This is a genomic window from Rhizobium indicum, from assembly GCF_005862305.2.
Taxonomy (GTDB): domain Bacteria; phylum Pseudomonadota; class Alphaproteobacteria; order Rhizobiales; family Rhizobiaceae; genus Rhizobium; species Rhizobium indicum.
This window is the reverse complement of record NZ_CP054021.1, coordinates 2064589-2083305: the sequence shown is the minus strand read 5'-3', so window position 1 is coordinate 2083305 and position 18717 is coordinate 2064589. Positions and strand designations below refer to the sequence as shown.

Below are 18717 nucleotides of genomic sequence, written 5' to 3'. Positions count from 1 at the left end.
GCGACGCCCGCAAGCCCTTTCCGGAATTGGCCGCTTCGCCTCTGAAATAGGACTTGAGTTTTTTTGTGGCCGCCGCCAAATGCGGGCCAATGCATGTCGCCCGGAAGTGTGCAGCGGTTCCGGGAAAACGACATGCATAAAACAAAGAGCTACAGGCCCATTGATGCTACCCCACCAGCTTTCCTCCGGCGATGTCATCGCCGACCGCCGCGCCGACTATGCCAGGATGCTCGAAGAAGGCGGCGAGCCGGAAGCGGCCGCCGAGTTGATGGAACAGGCCCTCGAGCTCGTGCCTGCCTGGGCCGCCGGCTGGTATCGCCTCGCCACCTATTGCGAAAAGGCGGGCAGGGGCGAGGCTGCGATCGAGGCCTATCGCCGGACGCTTGCCCTCGATCCCGATGACATTTTCGGCGCAACCCTCAAGCTCGCCCTTCTCGGCGGCGCGGCCATGCCCGACCAACCGCCGAGCCGCTATGTCGAGCGCCTCTTCGACGACTATGCCGACCGTTTCGAATCAGCCCTTGTCGAAAAGCTCGACTACAGCGTCCCGCAGAAACTGGCAGCGCTTATCGCCTCCACCGGCAGGCGCTACGAACGCGCCGTCGATCTCGGCTGCGGCACCGGCCTGCTCGGCCCTGAAATCCGCGGCCGTGTCGGCCGCCTCGAAGGCTTCGATCTCTCGCAGAACATGCTGGCAAAGGCTGCCGAGAAACATGTCTATGACAGTCTCGCCCAGGCCGATCTCTCGCTCGCGCCGGAGCTCTCCGGCCTTTTCGCGGATGCGGCCAGCCATCGCGCCGACCTGGTGACGGCGGCCGATGTGCTGATGTATCTCGGCAATCTCGAAAGCGTCTTTGCCATCGTCGGAGAACTCGCCGCATCAGGCGCCGATATCGCCTTTTCCGTCGAGGATGCGGGGGAGGGCGACGGCTTCCATCTCGCTCCGTCGCTGCGTTATGCCCATTCGGAAAGCTATGTCAGGACGCTTCTTGCCCGTCACAGGCTGGAGACCCTGAGGACCGTCAAGTCGGTCATTCGCAAAGATGGCGGCAAACCTGTTTCTGGCATTCTGTTCCTTGCGCAGAAGCCCGCGTGAGCGAACACTTCTTGCGATTTTACAATAGGTCAGTATTACTTACCTATTTCGCTTGATTGGAAGACCGAAAAACCCGATACTGCACCATATCGGCAGAGAGCCCGGCAATATTTCGCCGAGGCGCTCGAGCTCCTTTCATGATCTAAAATTCCGTCGCGCCCGGGTCTTCCCAGGCGCGTTCTTTGAACTCGTCTGCCGTGGAGACTGGCGACATGACACAGCTCATCAATGCCCTTGGCTTCTGGAATACGACCGCGACGCGCCACACGCCGATCGAAGACGTGCAGGGCATATTCTCCGGCAGCCTCGTTGCGGCGCTCGGCCTCTACGTGCTCGCCAGCGCCGGCCTTCTCACCGGCAGCACCGCCGGCGTGGCTTTCCTCCTGCATTATGCCTTCGGCGTCAATTTCGGCCTTGCCTTCTTCCTGCTCAACCTGCCGTTCTTCTATCTCTCCTGGAAGCGCCTCGGCATGGCCTTCACCATCAAGACCTTCATCGCCATCGGCCTGACCTCGGTGATTGCCGATGTGCAGTCGCGCTTCTTGTCCATTTCGAGCATTCATCCCGCCTGGGCGGCCCTTCTCGGCGGCCTGCTGCTCGGCTTCGGCCTGCTGGCGCTCTATCGCCACCGCGCCAGCCTCGGCGGCGTCGGCATTCTCGGCATCTACCTGCAGGAGCGTTTCGGCATCCGTGCCGGCCTCGTCCAGCTTGCCATCGACATATGCGTGCTCGCCGCCGCCTTCTTCGTCACCACGCCGCCCGTCGTCTTCTATTCGGTGCTCGGTGCCGTCGTCCTCAACCTCTTCGTCGCCATCAATCACCGCGCTGATCGCTACATCGCGCTTTAGTTTTAAGCATGTCGTTATCGCAAAACCGCCGCACACTTTTGCGCGACATGCTCTAACATTACCAATCGGTAAGCCATTCTAAATAAAACGTAACTTGCCTGTGATCGGTCGCGGCGCCAAACTCTTCTCGCGCCGGATTTGATGAGGTGAACTATGTCAGATTTGGAAAAACTTGTCAGACGCCGTATGCAGGAAGAATACGCCAAGGGCACTTCCGCAGAAGAAATTGCGAAAGTCGTCCGCGACCTATTCAACAGCATCGACCTCTCGGGCAATCGGTTTGACGCCGTTGCCGTACGGGCCACCAGGGATCACGAGTGACCCGATATTCGACCGACCCGAGATTTTCGGGTCGGTTGCCAGGATGAATTCCTGTAGGCAGATTTCGATCACGCTGCCTTCTGCGCCGCATCGAGCGGATGCTGTGAGCGAAAGCCGACGGCAAGCCGGTTCCAGATGTTGATGGCGCCGATCGCCACCGTGATCTTCGTCATTTCTTCTTCGGAAAAATGGGCCTTCAGCGTCTCGTAGTCGGCATCAGGCGCGCCTGTTTTGGCGATATTGGTCACTGAATCCACCCAGCCGAGCAGCGCCCGTTCGCGGGCGTCATAGACCGGCGATTCCCGCCAGACGCACATCAGGTTGATCCATTGTTCGGAGAGCCCATCATGGCGGGCTTCCTTCACATGCATGTCGACGCAATAGGCGCAGCCGTTGATCTGTGAAGCGCGCAGCTTGATCAGGTGGATGAAGCGGCGCTCCAGCCCGGAGGACTGGACATATTGCTCGAGCGCGGCGACTGCCTTGTAGGCATCGGGGGCTGCTTTGGCGAAGTTGAAACGTGGTTGCATGCTCTTTCTCCTTTGTTATGGCTCAACGAGCCGTCTTGCGTTCATGGATTTCAAGGAAGGCGCAGCCTCTGGCTGCGATCGATCCGTCGTCGACGGCGGCAAGTTCGATGCCGATATCGGCCAGGCTCGTCTTGGCGAGTTCGGCGCGATAGACCCGTTCGGCTTTCAGCATCGCCGCGTTGATGGTGCAGGGCTGGGCGAACAAGCGATCGGAGACCGGGTTCGGTCCGCGCTGGCGGATTTCGGCGCAGCGGAACGCCGGTGCAGACCCCTCGACCGCGAGCACGATGTCGAGCAGCGAAATCTCCTTCGGTGCTTTTGCCAGCCGATATCCGCCCTTCGGCCCCGGTACGGTATCGAGGATGCCGGCGCCCGACAGCGCCTGCAGATGCTTCAGCAGATAGCTTGTCGAAACGCCGTGGAATTCCGCCAGCGCGGCCGCCGAAAGCACGCCGCCTTCGGAGAGGCCGGAAAGCATCGCAACGCTGTGAATGGCCTGCTCGACCCCATCGCCCATCTTCATGCATCTGGCCTCCTCAATTCGTGGATAAAAAATATCCACGATTATGCCAGCTGTCAAGAGGTGTCCTCGTTGCTTGCCACTTGCCTTTATCCTGACCCCGGATAGAAGACGGAAAAGCCGACAGGGGAACAACATGGCATCCAACGCCTTCGCAGGCCTTCTGAATTCCAGCGCCGACCGTCATTCGCTCTTCGACGACGCCCAGGGCATCGTCGCCGGCAGCATGCTCGCCGTGCTCGGCGTAACGCTTCTCTCCGGCGCCGGGCTGCTTGCCGGCGGCACGGCGGGCCTTGCCTTCCTCGCCCATTATGCGACGGGCTTCAGCTTCGGCCTCTGCTTCTTTGTCGTGAACTTGCCCTTCTATTATCTCGCCTTCCGCCGCTTGGGCGCCGCTTTTACCATCAAGACCTTCGCCGCCATCGCGCTGACGTCGGTCCTGTCCGAATTCGTGTCGGGCTTCATCAGCATGGCGCATGTCGATCCCATCGCCGGTGCGCTCTTCGGCGGCCTCGTCATCGGCGCCGGCATGCTGGCGCTCTTCCGCCACCGCGCCAGCCTCGGCGGCATTGGCATTCTTGCCCTCTATATCCAGGATCGCTTCGGCTGGCGCGCCGGCTTCGTCCAGCTCGGCTTCGACGGCATCATCCTGGCGCTCTCCTTCTTCGTCGCCAGCCCCTTCATCATCGCCTGCTCCGTGCTCGGTGCGATCGTTCTCAACCTCACGATTGCCATCAACCACCGCAAGGACCGCTATATCGCCATGTGAATTGCTAAAGCGCGTCGCGATCTTTCAGATTCGCTCCTCGCGCTTTAGGTCTTTGTTTTTACGTATGTCGTTATCGCAAAACCGCGGCACACTTTTGCGCGACATGCTTTGGCCGCTCTTCTCTTTCCCCGGCGTTTCACTAGTTTCAGGGCGTGGACCAGATCGATTCCGAAGCCCGTACCCTGCTTCCTGCCGCCTTTACCCGCTGGTTTGCGGAAAAGGGCTGGCGACCGCGCGCCCATCAGCTGGAACTGCTTGCCCGCGCCGAGGCCGGCGAAAGCACGCTGCTGATTGCGCCGACCGGTGCCGGCAAGACGCTCGCCGGTTTCCTGCCCTCGCTCACCGATCTCACCCGCCGCGGCCGGATCCCGCCCGGCTCCGCCTTCACCGGCATCCACACGCTCTACGTCTCGCCGCTGAAGGCGCTTGCTATCGATATCGAGCGCAACCTGATGAAGCCGGTCGAGGAGATGGGCCTGCCGGTCAACGTCGAGAACCGCACCGGCGATACGCCGAACGCTAAGCGCCAGCGCCAGAAGCTCAACCCGCCGGATATTCTGCTGACGACGCCGGAACAGGTCGCCCTGCTGCTGGCGAACCGGGAGGCCGAGCGCTTCTTCAAGGACCTGAAATATATCGTCCTCGACGAGCTGCATTCGCTCGTCACCTCCAAGCGCGGCCATATGCTCTCGCTCGGCCTTGCCCGCCTGCGCCGCCTTGCCCCCGGTCTCCAGACGATCGGCCTGTCGGCAACCGTCGCCGAGCCGATGGATCTGCAGAAATGGCTGGTCGGCCAGGAAGAGGGTAGCGAACATCATGCCGGCCTCGTCGTCGTCGAAGGCGGCGCCAAGCCCGATATCTCGATCCTGTCGACCGAAGAGCGCATTCCCTGGGCCGGCCATTCCGCCCGGTATGCCATTCCCGATGTCTACAACAAGCTCGTCGAACATCGCACGACGCTGCTCTTCGTCAACACCCGCAGCCAGGCGGAAATGCTATTCCAGGCGCTCTGGACGATCAATGACGACAACCTGCCGATCGCGCTCCATCACGGCTCGCTCGATGTCGCCCAGCGCCGGAAGGTCGAGGCGGCGATGGCCGAAAACCGGCTGCGCGCCGTCGTTGCCACCTCCACCCTCGATCTCGGCATCGACTGGGGCGATGTCGATCTCGTCATCCATGTCGGCGCGCCGAAGGGTGCCTCGCGTCTTGCCCAGCGCATCGGTCGTGCCAACCACCGCATGGACGAGCCCTCGAAGGCGATCCTCGTGCCCGCCAACCGCTTCGAGGTCATGGAGTGCCAGGCAGCCCTCGACGCCAATTATATCGGCGCGCAGGATACCCCGCCCGTCGGCCGCGGCGCGCTCGACGTGCTCGCCCAGCACGTGCTCGGCATGGCCTGCGCCGAGCCTTTCGACATGCTGGAACTCTACGATGAAATCATCAGCGCCTCGCCCTATGCCGATCTGAGCTGGGAGACCTTCGAGCGCATCGTCGATTTCGTCGCGACCGGCGGTTATGCGCTGCGGACCTATGAGCGCTACGCCCGCATCCGCAAGACCAAGGAAGGCCGTTGGCGCGTCTCCAATCCTGCAGTCGCCCAGCAATACCGCCTCAACCTCGGCACCATCGTCGAAAGCCCGATGCTGAATATCCGCATGGTCAAGCGCGGCGAGGGCGGCAGGATCGGCCGCGGCGGCGCTACGTTGGGGAAGGTCGAGGAATATTTCCTCGAGCAATTGTCGCCGGGCGATACCTTCGTCTTCTCCGGCAAGGTGCTGCGTTTCGAGGGCATCCGCGAGAACGAATGCTTGGCGTCGCAGGCCTTTTCGCTCGATCCGAAGATCCCCTCCTATAATGGCGGCAAGTTTCCGCTGTCGACCTATCTCGCCGAGCAGGTGCGGGCGATGATTGCCGATCCCGATCGCTGGCGCCGCCTGCCGGATCAGGTGCGCGACTGGCTGTCGCTGCAGAACGACAAGTCGATGCTGCCGAAGCGCGACGAGTTCCTGATCGAAACCTTCCCGCGCGGCAGCCGCGCCTATATGGTCGCCTATCCCTTCGAAGGCCGTCTCGCCCACCAGACGCTCGGCATGCTGCTGACCCGCCGGCTGGAGCGGATAGGCGCCAAGCCCCTCGGTTTCGTCGCCACCGATTATTCGCTGGCCATCTGGGGCCTCGAGGATATGGGGCTGATGATCGGCAATGGCCGGCTCAGCCTTTCCGACCTCTTCGACGAGGACATGCTCGGCGACGATCTCGAAGCCTGGCTGGACGAATCCTTCCTGTTGAAGCGCACCTTCCGCAATTGCGCCGTGATTGCAGGCTTGATCGAGCGCCGCCATCCGGGCAAGGAAAAGAGCGGCCGCCAGATCACCGTCTCCGCCGACCTGATCTACGACGTGCTGCGCAGCCACGAACCGGATCACATCCTCTTGCAGGCGACGCGGCAGGATGCGGCAACGGGGCTTTTGGATATTGGCCGTCTTGGCGATATGCTGAGACGAATCAGGGGCCACATCACCCACCGCGCTCTCGATCATATTTCCCCGCTCGCCGTACCGGTGATGCTGGAAATCGGACGCGAGGCGGTGCCGGGCGAGGCCCATGACGCACTCCTGGCCGAAGCGGCGGACGATCTGATCGCCGAAGCGCTCGCTTGACGAGAATCGGGCCTGATGAGAATTAGGGCGCGACGATTTAGGCCTGACGACGGTTTAGGCTCGACGACGATTTAGGAATGACGACCGTGATGAACCGCCTGGCGCTGGCGCGCGACATATCGGGACTTGCCGCGATGCCGGGCATCGAGACGTCGGTCCATGGCATTGCCGCCGTCTGCGATCCGCTCGGCGCCCTCTATCTGCCCGATGCCGGCCTGCTCGTCGTCTCCGACCTGCATCTGGAGAAGGGCGCAGCCTTTGCGCGCCGCGGCATGATGCTGCCGCCTTACGATACGCTGGCGACGCTGACCGTGCTTGCCGCCGTCATCTCGCGTTATGACCCGAAGCTCGTCATCTCGCTCGGCGACAATTTCCACGACCGTATCGGTTCGAAGCATCTGCCGGAGAATTTTCGTGCCCTGATCGTTGAGATGGCGCGCGGCCGCGAATGGATCTGGATCAATGGCAACCATGATCCGGATGGCATCGTCGATCTGCCGGGCACATCTGCTGACGAGATGCATTATGCTGGCCTGACCTTCCGGCATGAGCCGAAGAACGGCTTGCAGAGCGGCGAAATCGCCGGCCACCTGCACCCGTCGGCGACCGTGCGCCGCCGCGAGAAATCCGTCCGCCGCCCGTGCTTTGCCACCGACGGCGCCCGCCTGCTGATGCCGGCCTTCGGTGTCATGAGCGGCGGTCTGGATCTCGGCCATCAGGCGATGAAGGGTCTGTTCGACAAGGCTTTGCTGGTGGCGCATCTGCTCGGCAAGGACCGGATTTATTCTGTCAGATATGGGAATTTGTGGGGATAGCGCCCTTCATATTTGGACGGCGTGCCGTGTCCGCCCCCCCTCTGCCCTGCCGGGCATCTCCCCCACAGGTGGGGAGATCACAAGTGGCCAAACCTTCGCGTCCCTCCAAGGTTTCACCGGGCTGTGACGCTAGTTGTTTGGGGAAGCCAGTGAGCCCAGCCAATCTCCCCACCTGTGGGGGAGATGCCCGGCAGGGCAGAGGGGGTACCACACGGCACGCCCTTCAATACCCTTAATCGCACTCCTGCAGCTGCCGCTGATACGTCCCTGCCATCCGCGCAAACTTCTGCGCCGTCTGCTGCAATTGCCCGTTCGAGCGCCAGTCGCCGCGTTTGTACCCCGTCGGCCCGGAATAATAGGCAAGATAGAGATTATAGGCATCGTTCAGCGGAATGCCGGTCTCCACGCTGTTCTGGTAGTGATACCAGCCGATGAAATCGATCGCGTCGGCGAAGTTCGCCCGCCGCGCGGTCCAGTTCCCTGTCTGCGACTGGTAGTGATCCCAGGTCCCGTCGAGTGCCTGCGAATAGCCGTAGGCTGTCGACGGACGGGTCCAGGGAATGAAGCCGAACAGCTTGGTGCGCGGCGGCCGCGCATAGGGCTGGAAGCCGGATTCGGTATACATCGTCGCCATCAGGATCGGCACGGGCACGCCGTATTTCTTCTCCGTTCGTTCGGCGGCGCTCTGCCAGCTGGAGAAGAGCCCGTCGCGCTCGTCGAAGACGGCACAGATGTTCCTCGTCTGCTTCGGCGCCGTCGCGCAGCCGGCAAGCAGCGCGAGACCTACGGCCGTCAGAACGATACGAGTACGCATGACAAAACCTCTCGTTTCCGAGAGATTACTAACTCGTAAATGTTAAAAACCGGTTTTTAGTCGAATGCGAACTTCCCCGGCTGCCTCCTTGTGCGGCCAGGGATCGATACCCTGGCCTGACCATCGGGACGGCATCCCATCCACTACGCCTTGACGGGTTCGTAGCGCAGGATCATCGCGCCGCCTTCCGTCGTCGAGGATTCGATGAGCTTTAGCGGCACCTGGCTCTCTGCCGGTTTGAAAAGCGGATTGCCGCCGCCGAGGATCACCGGCACCAGGCAAACCCTGATTTCGTCGATAAGGCCGGCTTTTAGCAGACTGTCGGCAAGCTCGGCACTGCCGAAGATCAAGATCGTCTTGCCGTCCTCCTGCTTCAGCCGCGTCAATTCGGGGATCGGATCGCTGACGACGCGCGCATTGTGCCAGCCGGGCTCGCCCATCGTCCGCGACACGGCGATCTTGGCGATGCCGTTCATATAGGCTTTGATCTCACCTTCGCCCTCGGCGGTCGGCCAGTAGGAGGCCATGCCCTCATAGGTCTTGCGGCCGAAGACCAGCAGATCGCTTTCCCTGCCGAACTGTTCGGCATAGCGCTGCAATTCAGGCCCCCAGGCGAGATTGTGGAAGTCGATATCCCATGGCTTCGTGCCTTCGAAATAACCATCGAGCGTCATCAGGTTCCAGACAACAAGCTTTCTCATTTCCATCCTCCTTCTGAATTGCCATCCATCAAAACTGGTTGCGGTTAACAACTGGTTGAAAGTTAGGCCGACTGATAGCGAAATGCAAGCGGTTTTTTTGGAGCACAACATTCAAGGCAAGCAGTTGCTCCCGCAGGCCTTCGTGCTCAGCGCCTTGCCGAGTCTATTTTGGAAGAAATCCTGAGCGCCTTGGCTGTGGATCAGTCCTTGCGGAAGATCAGGCTCGCACCCCAGCCGGTGATGACAGCGAGCAGCACGGCAGCAAAGCCGTAGAGGATCGGCTGATCATGCGCCGCGTCGGTGATCGTCTGCTCGATGCCGGTCTTGATGACCCGCAGCGGCAGCGATTTCTCGGTCACGAAAAGCCCGCTCTTGAACAGATAGGCGCGCACGGTGTGCACGCCGTTCGGAATGTTTGCCGGCAAGCGCAGGCTCGCCTTGAAGAGGTTGGAGGAAACGAACCGCACGCCGCTCGGGTTGCGGTCGTAGAGCCCGCCACCCTGCTGCAGTCGCCGGAAGGCATCGCGGAACTCGCCGAGATTGCTGCCGTCGCCGACGAAGCCGACCGGAGTCAGCGGAATGTGGTCGATGCCGATCCCCTGATCGGTCAGCTCGAGCGGTGTCGTCAGATCGTCGATCATGCGCGAACTCGACATCGAATAGGAATGCGGCACCGCTTCGAAGGTCATCGAGCGGGTGTTCACCCAGATGCCGAAGACGCGTTCCTTCCTGCGCACTGTCGCATCCTCGCGCGGGCCCTCCAGCACCACGACGACGTCATATTGGCCGATGGCGAGCAGCAACTGATCGGTATTCGAGAGCGCCCCGAAGATGGTCAGATCCGCGCCGTGGAAATCCGAGGTGATGGCGATTTCGCTGGTCGACGTGCCGATTTCCAGCCCTTCACGCACCGCTTCCGTTGCTTGCCCCGGCAACCACTGCGCTCCGACAGAGGCCGGCAGCAGGCAAAGCAATGCGATGACAGCGGCAGCCAGGCGCATCAATTGCCCGCTCCCATCACCACCGAATAAACGTCGGCCGGCGTCACCACCAGAGCGATCGCAAGACGCACACCGACGGCGAGCACCAGCAGGCCGAGCAGGGCGCGCAGCTGTTCGCCGCGCAGTTTTTGGCCGACGCGCACGCCGTATTGTGCCCCGATGACACCCGCCACCATCAGGATGAAGGCGAGCACGATGTCGACGGAAAAGTTCGTCGCCGCCTGCACGATCGTCGTATAGGCGGTCACGAAGATGATCTGGAACAGCGAGGTGCCGACGACGACATTGGTCGGGATACGCAGCAGGTAAATCATCGCCGGCACCATGATGAAGCCGCCGCCGACACCCATGATCGAGGTGAGGATGCCGATCGCAAAGCCGAGCGCGACGATCGGAATGACGCTGAGAAAGATCTTCGATTTCTTGAAGCGCACCTTCAGCGGCAGCTTGTGCACCCAATGCTGGTGGCCGGGCTTGCGCGGTGCGGGCGGCTCATTGCGCGCTGCCCGCCGCATGGCATTGACGCTTTCGAGCAGCATCAGTCCGCCAACGGTGCCGAGGAAGATCACATACATCAGCGAGATGATGAGATCGAGCTGGCCGATGGCGCGCAGTAAAGAGAAGATCCAGATGCCGACCGTCGCACCCGCAAGGCCGCCGACCAGCAGCACCGTGCCGAGCTTGACGTCGAGCGAGCCTCGCCGGAAATGCGTGATCGCGCCCGATATCGATGACGCCACAACCTGGTTGGCGCCGGTCGCGACGGCGACGACGGGGGGAATGTTGTAGAAGATCAACAGCGGCGTGATGAGAAAACCGCCGCCGACGCCGAACATTCCAGACAGGAATCCGACGGCCGCCCCCATGCCGAGAATGATGAAGATGTTCACCGACAATTCTGCGATGGGCAGATAGATTGTCACAGCCGACCCCGAATGATGACCGCTCCTGCCGGGCGGTTTCTTGTCACGTCCCCGTTCGAATGCGCACCATACTGTGAAATCGTTGCCAGAGGCTTTCGATCGGCCCCGTGATTAGCCATAGAGATTGACGGAGAGATCGGTGGCAGAGGATTCGCCGAATGTGCGGATCGATATGTCCGGGCATAATCCGGCTTTTTTCAGGTTTTGTGACAGACGACGGCAAAATTGGAAAAAGCCTTGCGGCATAGTGCCGCCAGGCGTTTTTCATCGCCGGAACAGAGAGTCCAGACGATCCCGCGTCGATGCGACGCGGGCCTCAGATTGCCTTGCTGCCCTGCTTGTTGCGTTCGAGCAGCGCCTTCACGGTTGCATCGGTCACCTTGCCGTCCGGCTCCTGCCCGACCGACTTCTGGAAGTTTTTGATCGCGGTCACGGTCTTCGCGCCCATTTCGCCGTCCGGCACGCCGGCGTCGAAGCCGTTATTGTTGAGGATCGCCTGGATGTTGCGGATCGCCTTTTTCATGTCGACGCTCGCCGTTTTCGCGCCGGTTCCCGCCCATTCGTCGGGGATGTCGATGGCGTTCGTGCGGTGGTCGACCGGCTCCGCCTTCCAGAGATCGGCCTTGGTGCGCGCCCGTTCGAGCTGGTCGGGTTTCATGGCTTTGGCCACTTCGTCGCGCTTCTGTGCCGCATCCTTGTCGCCGCCCTTGGCGGCGATCGCAAACCACTTGTAGGACTCTTCGAGATCCGCCGGAACGCCGTTGCCGCGTGCGCAGAGGATTGCCAGGTTGAACTGGCTGTCGGTGATGCCGAGGTTCGCAGCCTTGGTGAACCACGAGGCGGCCGTCGCATAATCCTGTTGGCCGAGGGCGCCGGAGGCGTAGAGCACGGCGAGATTGTGCATGGCGCTGGCATTGCCCTGGTTTGCCGCCTGCTCGTAAAAACCCTTCGCCTTGGAGATGTCGCGTTCGACGCCGTTGCCCTTCTCGTACATGCTGCCGAGCCGGTATTCGGCCGGCGCAAAGCCCTTGTCGGCTGAAAGCTGGTACCAGCCTGCGGCCTGCTTCTGATCGACCGTCATGCCGTTGCGGCCATCCGAATAACGCGCGCCGATCTCAAACAGCGCCAACGCATCCCCGCCGCTCGCCGCATCGGCAAGCGATTTCGGCTGGACGGTGTCGGGAATGGTGATGGCAGCCTGCGGTGCAGGTGCGGGAACGAAGCCCGATGTCTCCTGTGCCGCGCCCGACGGACCGGGAGGGGCAAGGGTCGCTGCCCCTTCGCCGTCAAGCGGCGCCACGTCGGTCAGATGCTCGCGGGCGTCAGGCGGGGTTGCCTCCGGCTGCGCCTGTTCGGCAGCGGGCGGCATAGCATCCGCTGCCGGAGCGGTCGTTCCGAGAGCGGCGGCATCCGGCTGGGCAGGTGTCGCGTCAGGCAAGGCCGGCGACGGGTTTTCCGCGCCGGTCAGCGCCGAGACTTCTGCTGGCGGCTGCGGCGCGCGCTCGCCGCTTGTCAGCGTTCGGGCAAGCGGAAAGGCCATGATGGCGAGCAGCACGGCACCGACCGCCAGCAGGATCGGCCGCCGGTAGCGCGAAAAGGCGCTGGTCTTGCCCGTCTTGGCAGAAGCCTTGCCGGCCTTGTCGGCATTCGCGCCCTTCTTCTCGGCCTTGCCGGCTGCCTGCTTCGGATTGGCATCCACCTCCATCGCGGCCGCCTGCGCCGCACGGCGCGCAGCAGCGATATAATCGGCGCGATCGGTTTCGCCGGCAGGTTTGCCGCGCGCCGCGCTCTGGCTGGCGCGAACCCGTTCAAGGATCTTCTTCACATCAGGTGCGCCCGAGCCCGGCTCGAGCAGTTCGTTTGCCGCATCCGTCGGCACCACATCGGTGGGATCGATCGACGGCGCGGGGTCGATCATCGGCCGTTCGGTCGTCCGGCTCTCGGCCTTCTTGCCGGGCATCAGCCGCTTGCCGAGGCTGGCGAGCAGGCTGGCCTTTGCCGGTACCTGTGTCCCTGCCGATGTCGCAGCTTCCGTCGTCCTGGTCGCGGCTTCGATGGCGATCGCGCTCGTTCCGCTCATGGCGGTGGCTTGCGCAGGGACGGCAGCTTCGGCTGCAACCTCGGCCGTGCGGATAACAGGAGAAGCCTTTGCCGCCGGGGCAGCGGCCAGCGTCCTGTTCATCTCGGCTTCGGCCACCATCAGCGCATAGGGATCGACATCGAAATCGACCTCGGCGACCGGCATCTGGGCGAGCGGCCGGCCGCGATCTTCCATACCGTCGAGCCGATCGGCGATATGCACCAGCGTCTCGTGCAGCGCCTGGAAAGTCTTGTGCGTGCGTTCCTCGCTGTCGCGGCTGAGATCCTCGAGGTGGCGCAGATCCTCGGCCAGCGCCGTCAGCGCCGACATGTCGGCGGCGGGCATGACACCCTGCGGGCCGCCATGGCGCGAATAGGCTTCGACAACGGCCTCTGCCGCCTGGCGTGCCGCCTCGATGATATATTCGTCGCTCGTCGCCATGTAATCTTCGATCGCGCCCATGCGCTGGTCGAGTTCGGGGGGTATTACAGCGCTCTCGCGCGGCGCGCTCATCAGCGCCGAAAGATTGGCGATCTGGTCTTCGAGGTTCTTCAGCGCCCGCGGATCGGTCGGCGCTGCCGATGTGCTCTCCTCCAGCCGGGCGGCGATGTCGCTCAGCCGTCCTTCGAGACGCAGGAAGGCGCTGTCGTCGGCTACAGCGGCGGGCGCCGGCGCCTGCTGCTGATGGGCCATCTCGTCGATGCGCCGGGCGAGATGGTCAAGCCGCTGCGCCAGCACGTCGTTGACGGCGCCGTTCTCAAGTGCGTCGATCTTGCGGGAAATGTCGGAAAGCGTGCCGGTGAGGTCGGCTTGCGGTGCCGTCTCCTGCGTGCGTTCCAATAGATAGGATAGATGTTCCAGCCGTTCGTCGAGCCGTGACGTCGCTTCCGCCTTCGTCAGCTCCTCGACGCGTCCCGTCAGCGCCTCCAGCCGGATCGCCAGCTCGTCGGCCGGGTTCACGCGGCTGGCCGCATCATGGCTCATCAGGTCGATCTGGTCGGCGAGCGCCGCAAGCCGGCTTTCCAGCCGCTGCATCAGGCCCGGATCATTCGCAGTGGCGGTGCGCCCGCTTGCCGCGATTGCCCGGCTGATCTCGTCGAGCCGCATGTCCATGGCGGCGAACTGCTCGGACATGACCCGGTCGTGCGGCTGGATCATATTGCCGAAATGCTCCATCGCTGTGGCGATCGAGATCAGCTTGTCTTCCAGTGCCCGAACGGCCGGGCTCTCGCCCATGCCGCCGATATGACGCTTGATGTCATCAAGCCGATAGGCGAGCGAAACGAGCTCTTCCTGCAGCCCCTCGGTATCGAGTGCCGCAAGCCGGTTTTCGAAACCGTCCCAGCGGTTTTCCATATGGCGCAGCGAATCTTCGCGCGCCAGCCCGTCCATCAGTGAGCGCAGCTCCTCGAAATCCTCACGAAGGCCCGTGGCCTCCGGCGCGGCGGAGCGGCCGGTCAGCTGGGTGATGCTCTGGGCAAGGCGGCCCATATCGGCGCGCATGTCGTCGGCGAAACGGCCGTCTCCGGCATTTGTCTTGATTTCGCGGAGCTCCGCGCGCAGCGCGTTCATCTCGCGGGTGACGCCCTCGGAAATGTCGCGCTTCAGGTCCTGCCGCAGACTGACGAGCGCCTGGGCGATCTCCGTCATCGTGTCGTCGCCGGCGCGCAAGGCGGGTGCCGGCACCGGGGCGGCTGCGCGCGGCGTCGGTTCACGAAGCTGCGGGGCCTGTTCGCGTGCATAGGGCCGCTCGCGGCTGGCTTCGAGCGCGCGCTGGCGTTGACGAATTTCGGCGAGCGGATCCGGCCGCGGCTCGGGCGGGGCCTTCGCGGCCCGGGGAGCATGGGAACCGGCATATGGATCGCGCTCGGCCGTTGCCGTGCGCGGTCGCTGTTCGCGCCCGCTGCCCATCAGCCCTTCGATGCGCGCCTCCAGCCCTTCGATCGTGCGGTTCAGCGCATCGAGCGAGGTCCTGTCGGACTGTCGGGAAGGATTTGATCGCGATCCGTTCATCTTCTTGCTCGCTTCGACTGCTCGACCCCTCGTCAGAGCTCGATCGTTGGCTTTTCGTCTGCTGCCCGCTTTACGCGGGCCTGAGCGCACCATTCATAAGACGATAGTCAATTAGACTTTCCTCAAGCTGAACGATGTAGCGGCATCCTTAAGGAACGCGAGACGGGGGAAAGGAATGCGGATCGCTACTGCTCAATCCGCACCTTTCACGAAACGTGGTAAACAAGCCGTTAATGCCGATGGGAATTTTTTAACGTTTGTGTTCCAAACGCCGTTTTTGACGGCAATTGCCGTTCAATTCGTCAGATCGAATGGCCGCTCGCGCAATCAGGCCGGACGCGGATATTGCAGTTCGATTTTCACGCCCTCGGGGCCGTAGACGAAGACCTGGCCGAGATCGGTGTCGGGAATATCGTAATATTCGAAGCGATAGCCGCCAGCCTTGATGCGTTCCAGCGCCGGCCCGAATTCGTAAAGGCTGAAGGCGACATGGTTGAAGATGCCGGGCGGAAAATCGGTGCTGCGCGATGTCAGGCTGAGATGGATGACCGGACGTTCGTCCAGATAGAGCCAATGGCCGGGCGAGGCGAAGGGCGGCCGGTAGCCTTCCCTGACGCCGAGCACGGCTTCCAGGAAGCCGATCATCCGAGGCGCATCGCGGGTCTCGATGGTGACATGGTCTAGACGCGGCATCGGTATCCTCCCAGCTTGCCTTGACGGCAAAGCCTAACCTGTCTGAGAGTGTCGTGAAAGTTGCTTCCCCTGCGGCGGCAGGCCGCGGCCAGGGGGGAGACTTAGAAGCTCTCCGTCCAGGGCCGGACTTCCACCTCCAGCGACCATGCGCTGCGGTGCTGGCGAAGCACGTCGATATAGGTCTGGGCGATCGAATCCGGCAGCAGCGTGCCATCCGGCTTCTCCACCCGGTCCGGCCGGATCTGCGACCGCACCGCGCCGTCGATGACGAAATGCGCGACATGGATACCCATCGGCCCGAGTTCGCGGGCTGCACTCTGGGCAAGGCCGCGCAACGCGAACTTGCCCATCGCGAACGGGGCCGATTGCGCAAAACCCTTCACGCTTGCCGACGCGCCGGTGATCAGGATGGCGCCGCGGCCGCGAGGGATCATCCGCCGCGCCGCCTGCTGCACCACCAGGAAGCCGCCGAAAGCGGTGGTCGCAATCGCCTTCTCGACCTCGGCGGGATCGAGTTCGGCGAGCGGGCCACGCTGACGGGCGCTGGCATTGAAGATAACCACGTCAGGCCCGCCGATTGCGGCGGCAGCCTCTTCGAAAAGCGCTGCGACGCTCGCAGGTTGCGAGACATCTGTTGTAAAGGCACTGGCACCGGTTTCCTCGACCAATGCCCGGAGCTTTTCAATATTACGGGCGGCAAGCCCGACCTTGACGCCCTGCGCCGACAATTGCCGGGCAAGCGATGCGCTGATGCCGGAGCCCGCGCCGACGATCAGCGCACTCTCATAGGGAAAATCGGTCATGATGCCTTCCTCGATGAATCGTCCCAAAGACTTAGGAAGTCCGAACGAGTTGCGCCACTGCCCGGCCGCGACTCCGTTCCGTGATGGACAAGCAAGATGAGATGGCGTCTGCTCCTCTCAGTACTTCATGGCCCGCGGATTCGTGCTCTCGAATTTTTTCAAGAAAAGACAGCACAAGCGCAGAATTTGACGTTTACGCAAACGTCAATATTTTGTAAGACAGTGCCCAAGGCCGGCGCGATCCGGTCAGTCGAATGGGAGGAATTTGAGAGATGCCAGTCTACAAGGCCCCGGTGAACGATACGCTTTTCGTCCTCAACGACGTGCTGGGTCTCGAGCGCTACAACAATCTGCCGGGTTTTGCCGATGCGACCCCCGATATGATCGAAGCGATCCTCGGCGAGGCCGGAAGGGTTGCCGAGGAAGCTCTCTTTCCGTTGAACTATTCCGGCGATCAGGAAGGCTGCACGCGTCACGACGATGCGAGCGTCTCGACGCCGAAGGGCTTCAAGGAGGCCTATAAAGCCTATCGCGAAGGCGGCTGGATCGGCCTTGCTGTGCCGGAGGAATTCGGCGGGCAGGGGCTCCCCTATACGCTGCATACCGCCGTCGGCGAATATACCTCGGCCGCCAACATGTCGCTGATGATGTATCCGGGCCTGACGCAGGGTGCGATCGCAGCACTTCTCGTCCATGGCTCCGACGAGCAGAAGGCCACCTATCTGCCGAAGATGGTGGACGGCACGTGGTCCGGCACCATGAACCTCACCGAGCCGCATTGCGGCACCGATCTCGGCATGCTGCGCACCAAGGCGGTGCCGCAGGCTGATGGCAGCTACAAGATCTCCGGCCAGAAGATCTTCATCTCCGCCGGCGAGCACGACCTGACCGACAATATCATCCATCTGGTGCTGGCCCGCATCGAGGGTGCGCCCGAGGGCACCAAGGGCATCTCGCTCTTCATCGTCCCGAAATTCCTCGTCGGCAAGGACGGCGCGGTCGGCGCCCGCAACGCTGTCTCCTGCGGCGCGATCGAGCACAAGATGGGCATCCACGCCAACGCCACCTGCGTGATGAATTACGACGAGGCGACCGGCTTCCTGATCGGCGCCGAAAACCGCGGCCTCAACGCCATGTTCGTGATGATGAACGAGGCCCGCCTGATGGTCGGCCTGCAGGGCATCGCCATTTCCGAGATCGCCTATCAGAACGCCGCCAGCTATGCCCGCGACCGCATCCAGGGCCGCTCGCTGTCCGGCCCCAAGGCGCCGGACAAGAAGGCCGATCCGATCATCGTCCATCCGGACATTCGCCGCACGCTGATGACCATCCGTGCTTTCAACGAGGGCGGCCGCGCCTTCCTGCTCTGGACCGCGCTCAAGTCTGATATCGCCCACCGCGCCGCCGACGAGAAGGAGCGCCAGACGGCCGACGATATTCTCGGCCTCGTCACCCCGATCCTCAAGGGCGTGATGACCGACAAGGGCTTCGATCACGCCGTCATGGCCCAGCAGGTCTTCGGCGGCCACGGCTATATTGAAGAGCACGGCATGAGCCAGTATGTGCGCGATGCCCGCATCGCCATGATCTATGAAGGCGCCAACGGCATTCAGGCGCTCGATCTCGTCGGCCGCAAGCTGGCGCTGAACGGCGGCCGCGCCGCCATGGCCCTCTTCAAGGAGATCGGTGATTTCTGCGAGGAGAACCGCAGCAACGAAAAGCTCTCCTTCTTCACCAAGCATCTGAAGAAGGGCTTGAACGACGCCCAGGGCGCGACCATGTGGTTCATGCAGAACGCCATGGCCAAGCCCGACAATGCCGGCGCCGGCTCGACCGATTACATGCACCTCTTCGGCCTCGTCATTCTCGGCTATATGTGGGCGAAGATGGCCAAAGCCGCCGAGGACGGCCTTGCATCCGGTGATGCCGCCCGCGAGGATTACCTGAAGAACAAGCTGGTCACCGCCCGCTTCTTCATGGAACGCCTGATGCCGGAGACCGCGCTTCGCAAGGCCCGCATCGAAGCCGGAGCCGATACGATGATGGAACTGGCCGCCGAAGCGTTTTGAGACGGTTCTCCCTCCCCCTTGTGGGGAGGGTTGGGGAGGGGTCTTTTCTCCTCCCGCC

General features: G+C 62.6%; 16 protein-coding genes. 7 read left to right on the top strand and 9 right to left on the bottom strand.

Features of this window, described 5'->3' with window-relative positions; genetic code table 11:
• The first annotated feature begins 163 nt into the window (after positions 1–163).
• From FFM53_RS10325 to FFM53_RS10315, 3 genes are all read left to right on the top strand, one after another.
• Entirely contained in the window at positions 164–1096 is a 933-nt protein-coding gene (locus FFM53_RS10325) for a class I SAM-dependent DNA methyltransferase (protein ID WP_138388562.1), read from the top strand.
• Positions 1097–1308: 212 nt separating this feature from the next.
• On the top strand, positions 1309–1944 hold the full coding sequence (locus FFM53_RS10320; RefSeq protein ID WP_138388175.1) for a YitT family protein: 636 nt from the start codon (positions 1309–1311) through the stop codon (positions 1942–1944).
• A 153-nt stretch (positions 1945–2097) separates the two neighbouring features.
• On the top strand, positions 2098–2265 hold the full coding sequence (locus FFM53_RS10315) for a hypothetical protein (protein WP_173883515.1): 168 nt from the start codon (positions 2098–2100) through the stop codon (positions 2263–2265).
• A 68-nt stretch (positions 2266–2333) separates the two neighbouring features.
• Here the strand turns inward: FFM53_RS10315 and FFM53_RS10310 are convergent, their stop codons facing one another.
• Both FFM53_RS10310 and FFM53_RS10305 read right to left on the bottom strand, forming a co-directional pair.
• Entirely contained in the window at positions 2334–2795 is a 462-nt protein-coding gene (locus FFM53_RS10310) for a carboxymuconolactone decarboxylase family protein (protein ID WP_011650365.1), read from the bottom strand.
• A 22-nt stretch (positions 2796–2817) separates the two neighbouring features.
• Positions 2818–3318, bottom strand: a complete 501-nt coding sequence (locus tag FFM53_RS10305; protein ID WP_003545245.1) for an RrF2 family transcriptional regulator — start codon at positions 3316–3318, stop codon at positions 2818–2820.
• A 133-nt stretch (positions 3319–3451) separates the two neighbouring features.
• Between FFM53_RS10305 and FFM53_RS10300 the strand changes: the two genes are divergently transcribed.
• From FFM53_RS10300 to pdeM, 3 genes are all read left to right on the top strand, one after another.
• Positions 3452–4084, top strand: a complete 633-nt coding sequence (locus tag FFM53_RS10300) for a YitT family protein (protein WP_138334503.1) — start codon at positions 3452–3454, stop codon at positions 4082–4084.
• A 152-nt stretch (positions 4085–4236) separates the two neighbouring features.
• Positions 4237–6747 carry a ligase-associated DNA damage response DEXH box helicase gene (locus FFM53_RS10295; RefSeq protein ID WP_138388174.1) on the top strand — a complete coding sequence of 837 codons (2511 nt, stop codon included), beginning with the start codon at positions 4237–4239 and terminating at the stop codon, positions 6745–6747.
• 77 nt (positions 6748–6824) lie between these two features.
• Positions 6825–7562: a ligase-associated DNA damage response endonuclease PdeM gene (gene pdeM, locus FFM53_RS10290; protein ID WP_173883570.1), complete on the top strand. Its 738-nt coding sequence runs from the start codon at positions 6825–6827 to the stop codon at positions 7560–7562.
• A 232-nt stretch (positions 7563–7794) separates the two neighbouring features.
• Here pdeM and FFM53_RS10285 read toward each other — a convergent pair whose 3' ends face one another.
• The 7 genes from FFM53_RS10285 to FFM53_RS10255 form a co-directional block, all read right to left on the bottom strand.
• Positions 7795–8376 (bottom strand): transglycosylase SLT domain-containing protein, encoded by a 582-nt coding sequence (locus tag FFM53_RS10285; RefSeq protein ID WP_003545252.1) that lies wholly within the window; start codon positions 8374–8376, stop codon positions 7795–7797.
• A 143-nt stretch (positions 8377–8519) separates the two neighbouring features.
• Positions 8520–9077 carry a dihydrofolate reductase family protein gene (locus tag FFM53_RS10280; RefSeq protein ID WP_138388173.1) on the bottom strand — a complete coding sequence of 186 codons (558 nt, stop codon included), beginning with the start codon at positions 9075–9077 and terminating at the stop codon, positions 8520–8522.
• Positions 9078–9277: 200 nt separating this feature from the next.
• Positions 9278–10078 (bottom strand): TIGR02186 family protein, encoded by an 801-nt coding sequence (locus FFM53_RS10275; RefSeq protein ID WP_138334500.1) that lies wholly within the window; start codon positions 10076–10078, stop codon positions 9278–9280.
• The gene (locus FFM53_RS10270; protein ID WP_003545257.1) at positions 10078–11001 is read right to left on the bottom strand and encodes a sulfite exporter TauE/SafE family protein; all 924 of its coding nucleotides are present in this window, start codon (positions 10999–11001) and stop codon (positions 10078–10080) included. The genes FFM53_RS10275 and FFM53_RS10270 overlap by 1 nt, the downstream gene beginning before the upstream one ends.
• Before the next feature lie 316 nt (positions 11002–11317).
• Positions 11318–15094, bottom strand: coding sequence for a peptidoglycan-binding protein (locus FFM53_RS10265; protein ID WP_138388172.1), 3777 nt, complete (start codon positions 15092–15094; stop codon positions 11318–11320).
• Between the two features lie 327 nt (positions 15095–15421).
• Entirely contained in the window at positions 15422–15787 is a 366-nt protein-coding gene (locus FFM53_RS10260; RefSeq protein WP_138388171.1) for a VOC family protein, read from the bottom strand.
• A 101-nt stretch (positions 15788–15888) separates the two neighbouring features.
• Positions 15889–16590 (bottom strand): SDR family NAD(P)-dependent oxidoreductase, encoded by a 702-nt coding sequence (locus FFM53_RS10255; RefSeq protein WP_138388170.1) that lies wholly within the window; start codon positions 16588–16590, stop codon positions 15889–15891.
• Positions 16591–16862: 272 nt separating this feature from the next.
• Between FFM53_RS10255 and FFM53_RS10250 the strand changes: the two genes are divergently transcribed.
• Positions 16863–18659, top strand: a complete 1797-nt coding sequence (locus tag FFM53_RS10250) for an acyl-CoA dehydrogenase C-terminal domain-containing protein (protein WP_138388169.1) — start codon at positions 16863–16865, stop codon at positions 18657–18659.
• Positions 18660–18717 lie beyond the last annotated feature (58 nt).

Bases quoted from the DNA above. Each gene is read 5' to 3' on its own strand.
- FFM53_RS10325 (WP_138388562.1), top strand. From the start codon at position 164: ATGCTACCCCACCAGCTTTCCTCCGGCGATGTCATCGCCGACCGCCGC.
- FFM53_RS10320 (WP_138388175.1), top strand. From the start codon at position 1,309: ATGACACAGCTCATCAATGCCCTTGGCTTCTGGAATACGACCGCGACG.
- FFM53_RS10315 (WP_173883515.1), top strand. From the start codon at position 2,098: ATGTCAGATTTGGAAAAACTTGTCAGACGCCGTATGCAGGAAGAATAC.
- FFM53_RS10310 (WP_011650365.1), bottom strand. From the start codon at position 2,795: ATGCAACCACGTTTCAACTTCGCCAAAGCAGCCCCCGATGCCTACAAG.
- FFM53_RS10305 (WP_003545245.1), bottom strand. From the start codon at position 3,318: ATGAAGATGGGCGATGGGGTCGAGCAGGCCATTCACAGCGTTGCGATG.
- FFM53_RS10300 (WP_138334503.1), top strand. From the start codon at position 3,452: ATGGCATCCAACGCCTTCGCAGGCCTTCTGAATTCCAGCGCCGACCGT.
- pdeM (WP_173883570.1), top strand. From the start codon at position 6,825: ATGACGACCGTGATGAACCGCCTGGCGCTGGCGCGCGACATATCGGGA.
- FFM53_RS10285 (WP_003545252.1), bottom strand. From the start codon at position 8,376: ATGCGTACTCGTATCGTTCTGACGGCCGTAGGTCTCGCGCTGCTTGCC.
- FFM53_RS10280 (WP_138388173.1), bottom strand. From the start codon at position 9,077: ATGAGAAAGCTTGTTGTCTGGAACCTGATGACGCTCGATGGTTATTTC.
- FFM53_RS10275 (WP_138334500.1), bottom strand. From the start codon at position 10,078: ATGCGCCTGGCTGCCGCTGTCATCGCATTGCTTTGCCTGCTGCCGGCC.
- FFM53_RS10265 (WP_138388172.1), bottom strand. From the start codon at position 15,094: ATGAACGGATCGCGATCAAATCCTTCCCGACAGTCCGACAGGACCTCG.
- FFM53_RS10260 (WP_138388171.1), bottom strand. From the start codon at position 15,787: ATGCCGCGTCTAGACCATGTCACCATCGAGACCCGCGATGCGCCTCGG.
- FFM53_RS10255 (WP_138388170.1), bottom strand. From the start codon at position 16,590: ATGACCGATTTTCCCTATGAGAGTGCGCTGATCGTCGGCGCGGGCTCC.
- FFM53_RS10250 (WP_138388169.1), top strand. From the start codon at position 16,863: ATGCCAGTCTACAAGGCCCCGGTGAACGATACGCTTTTCGTCCTCAAC.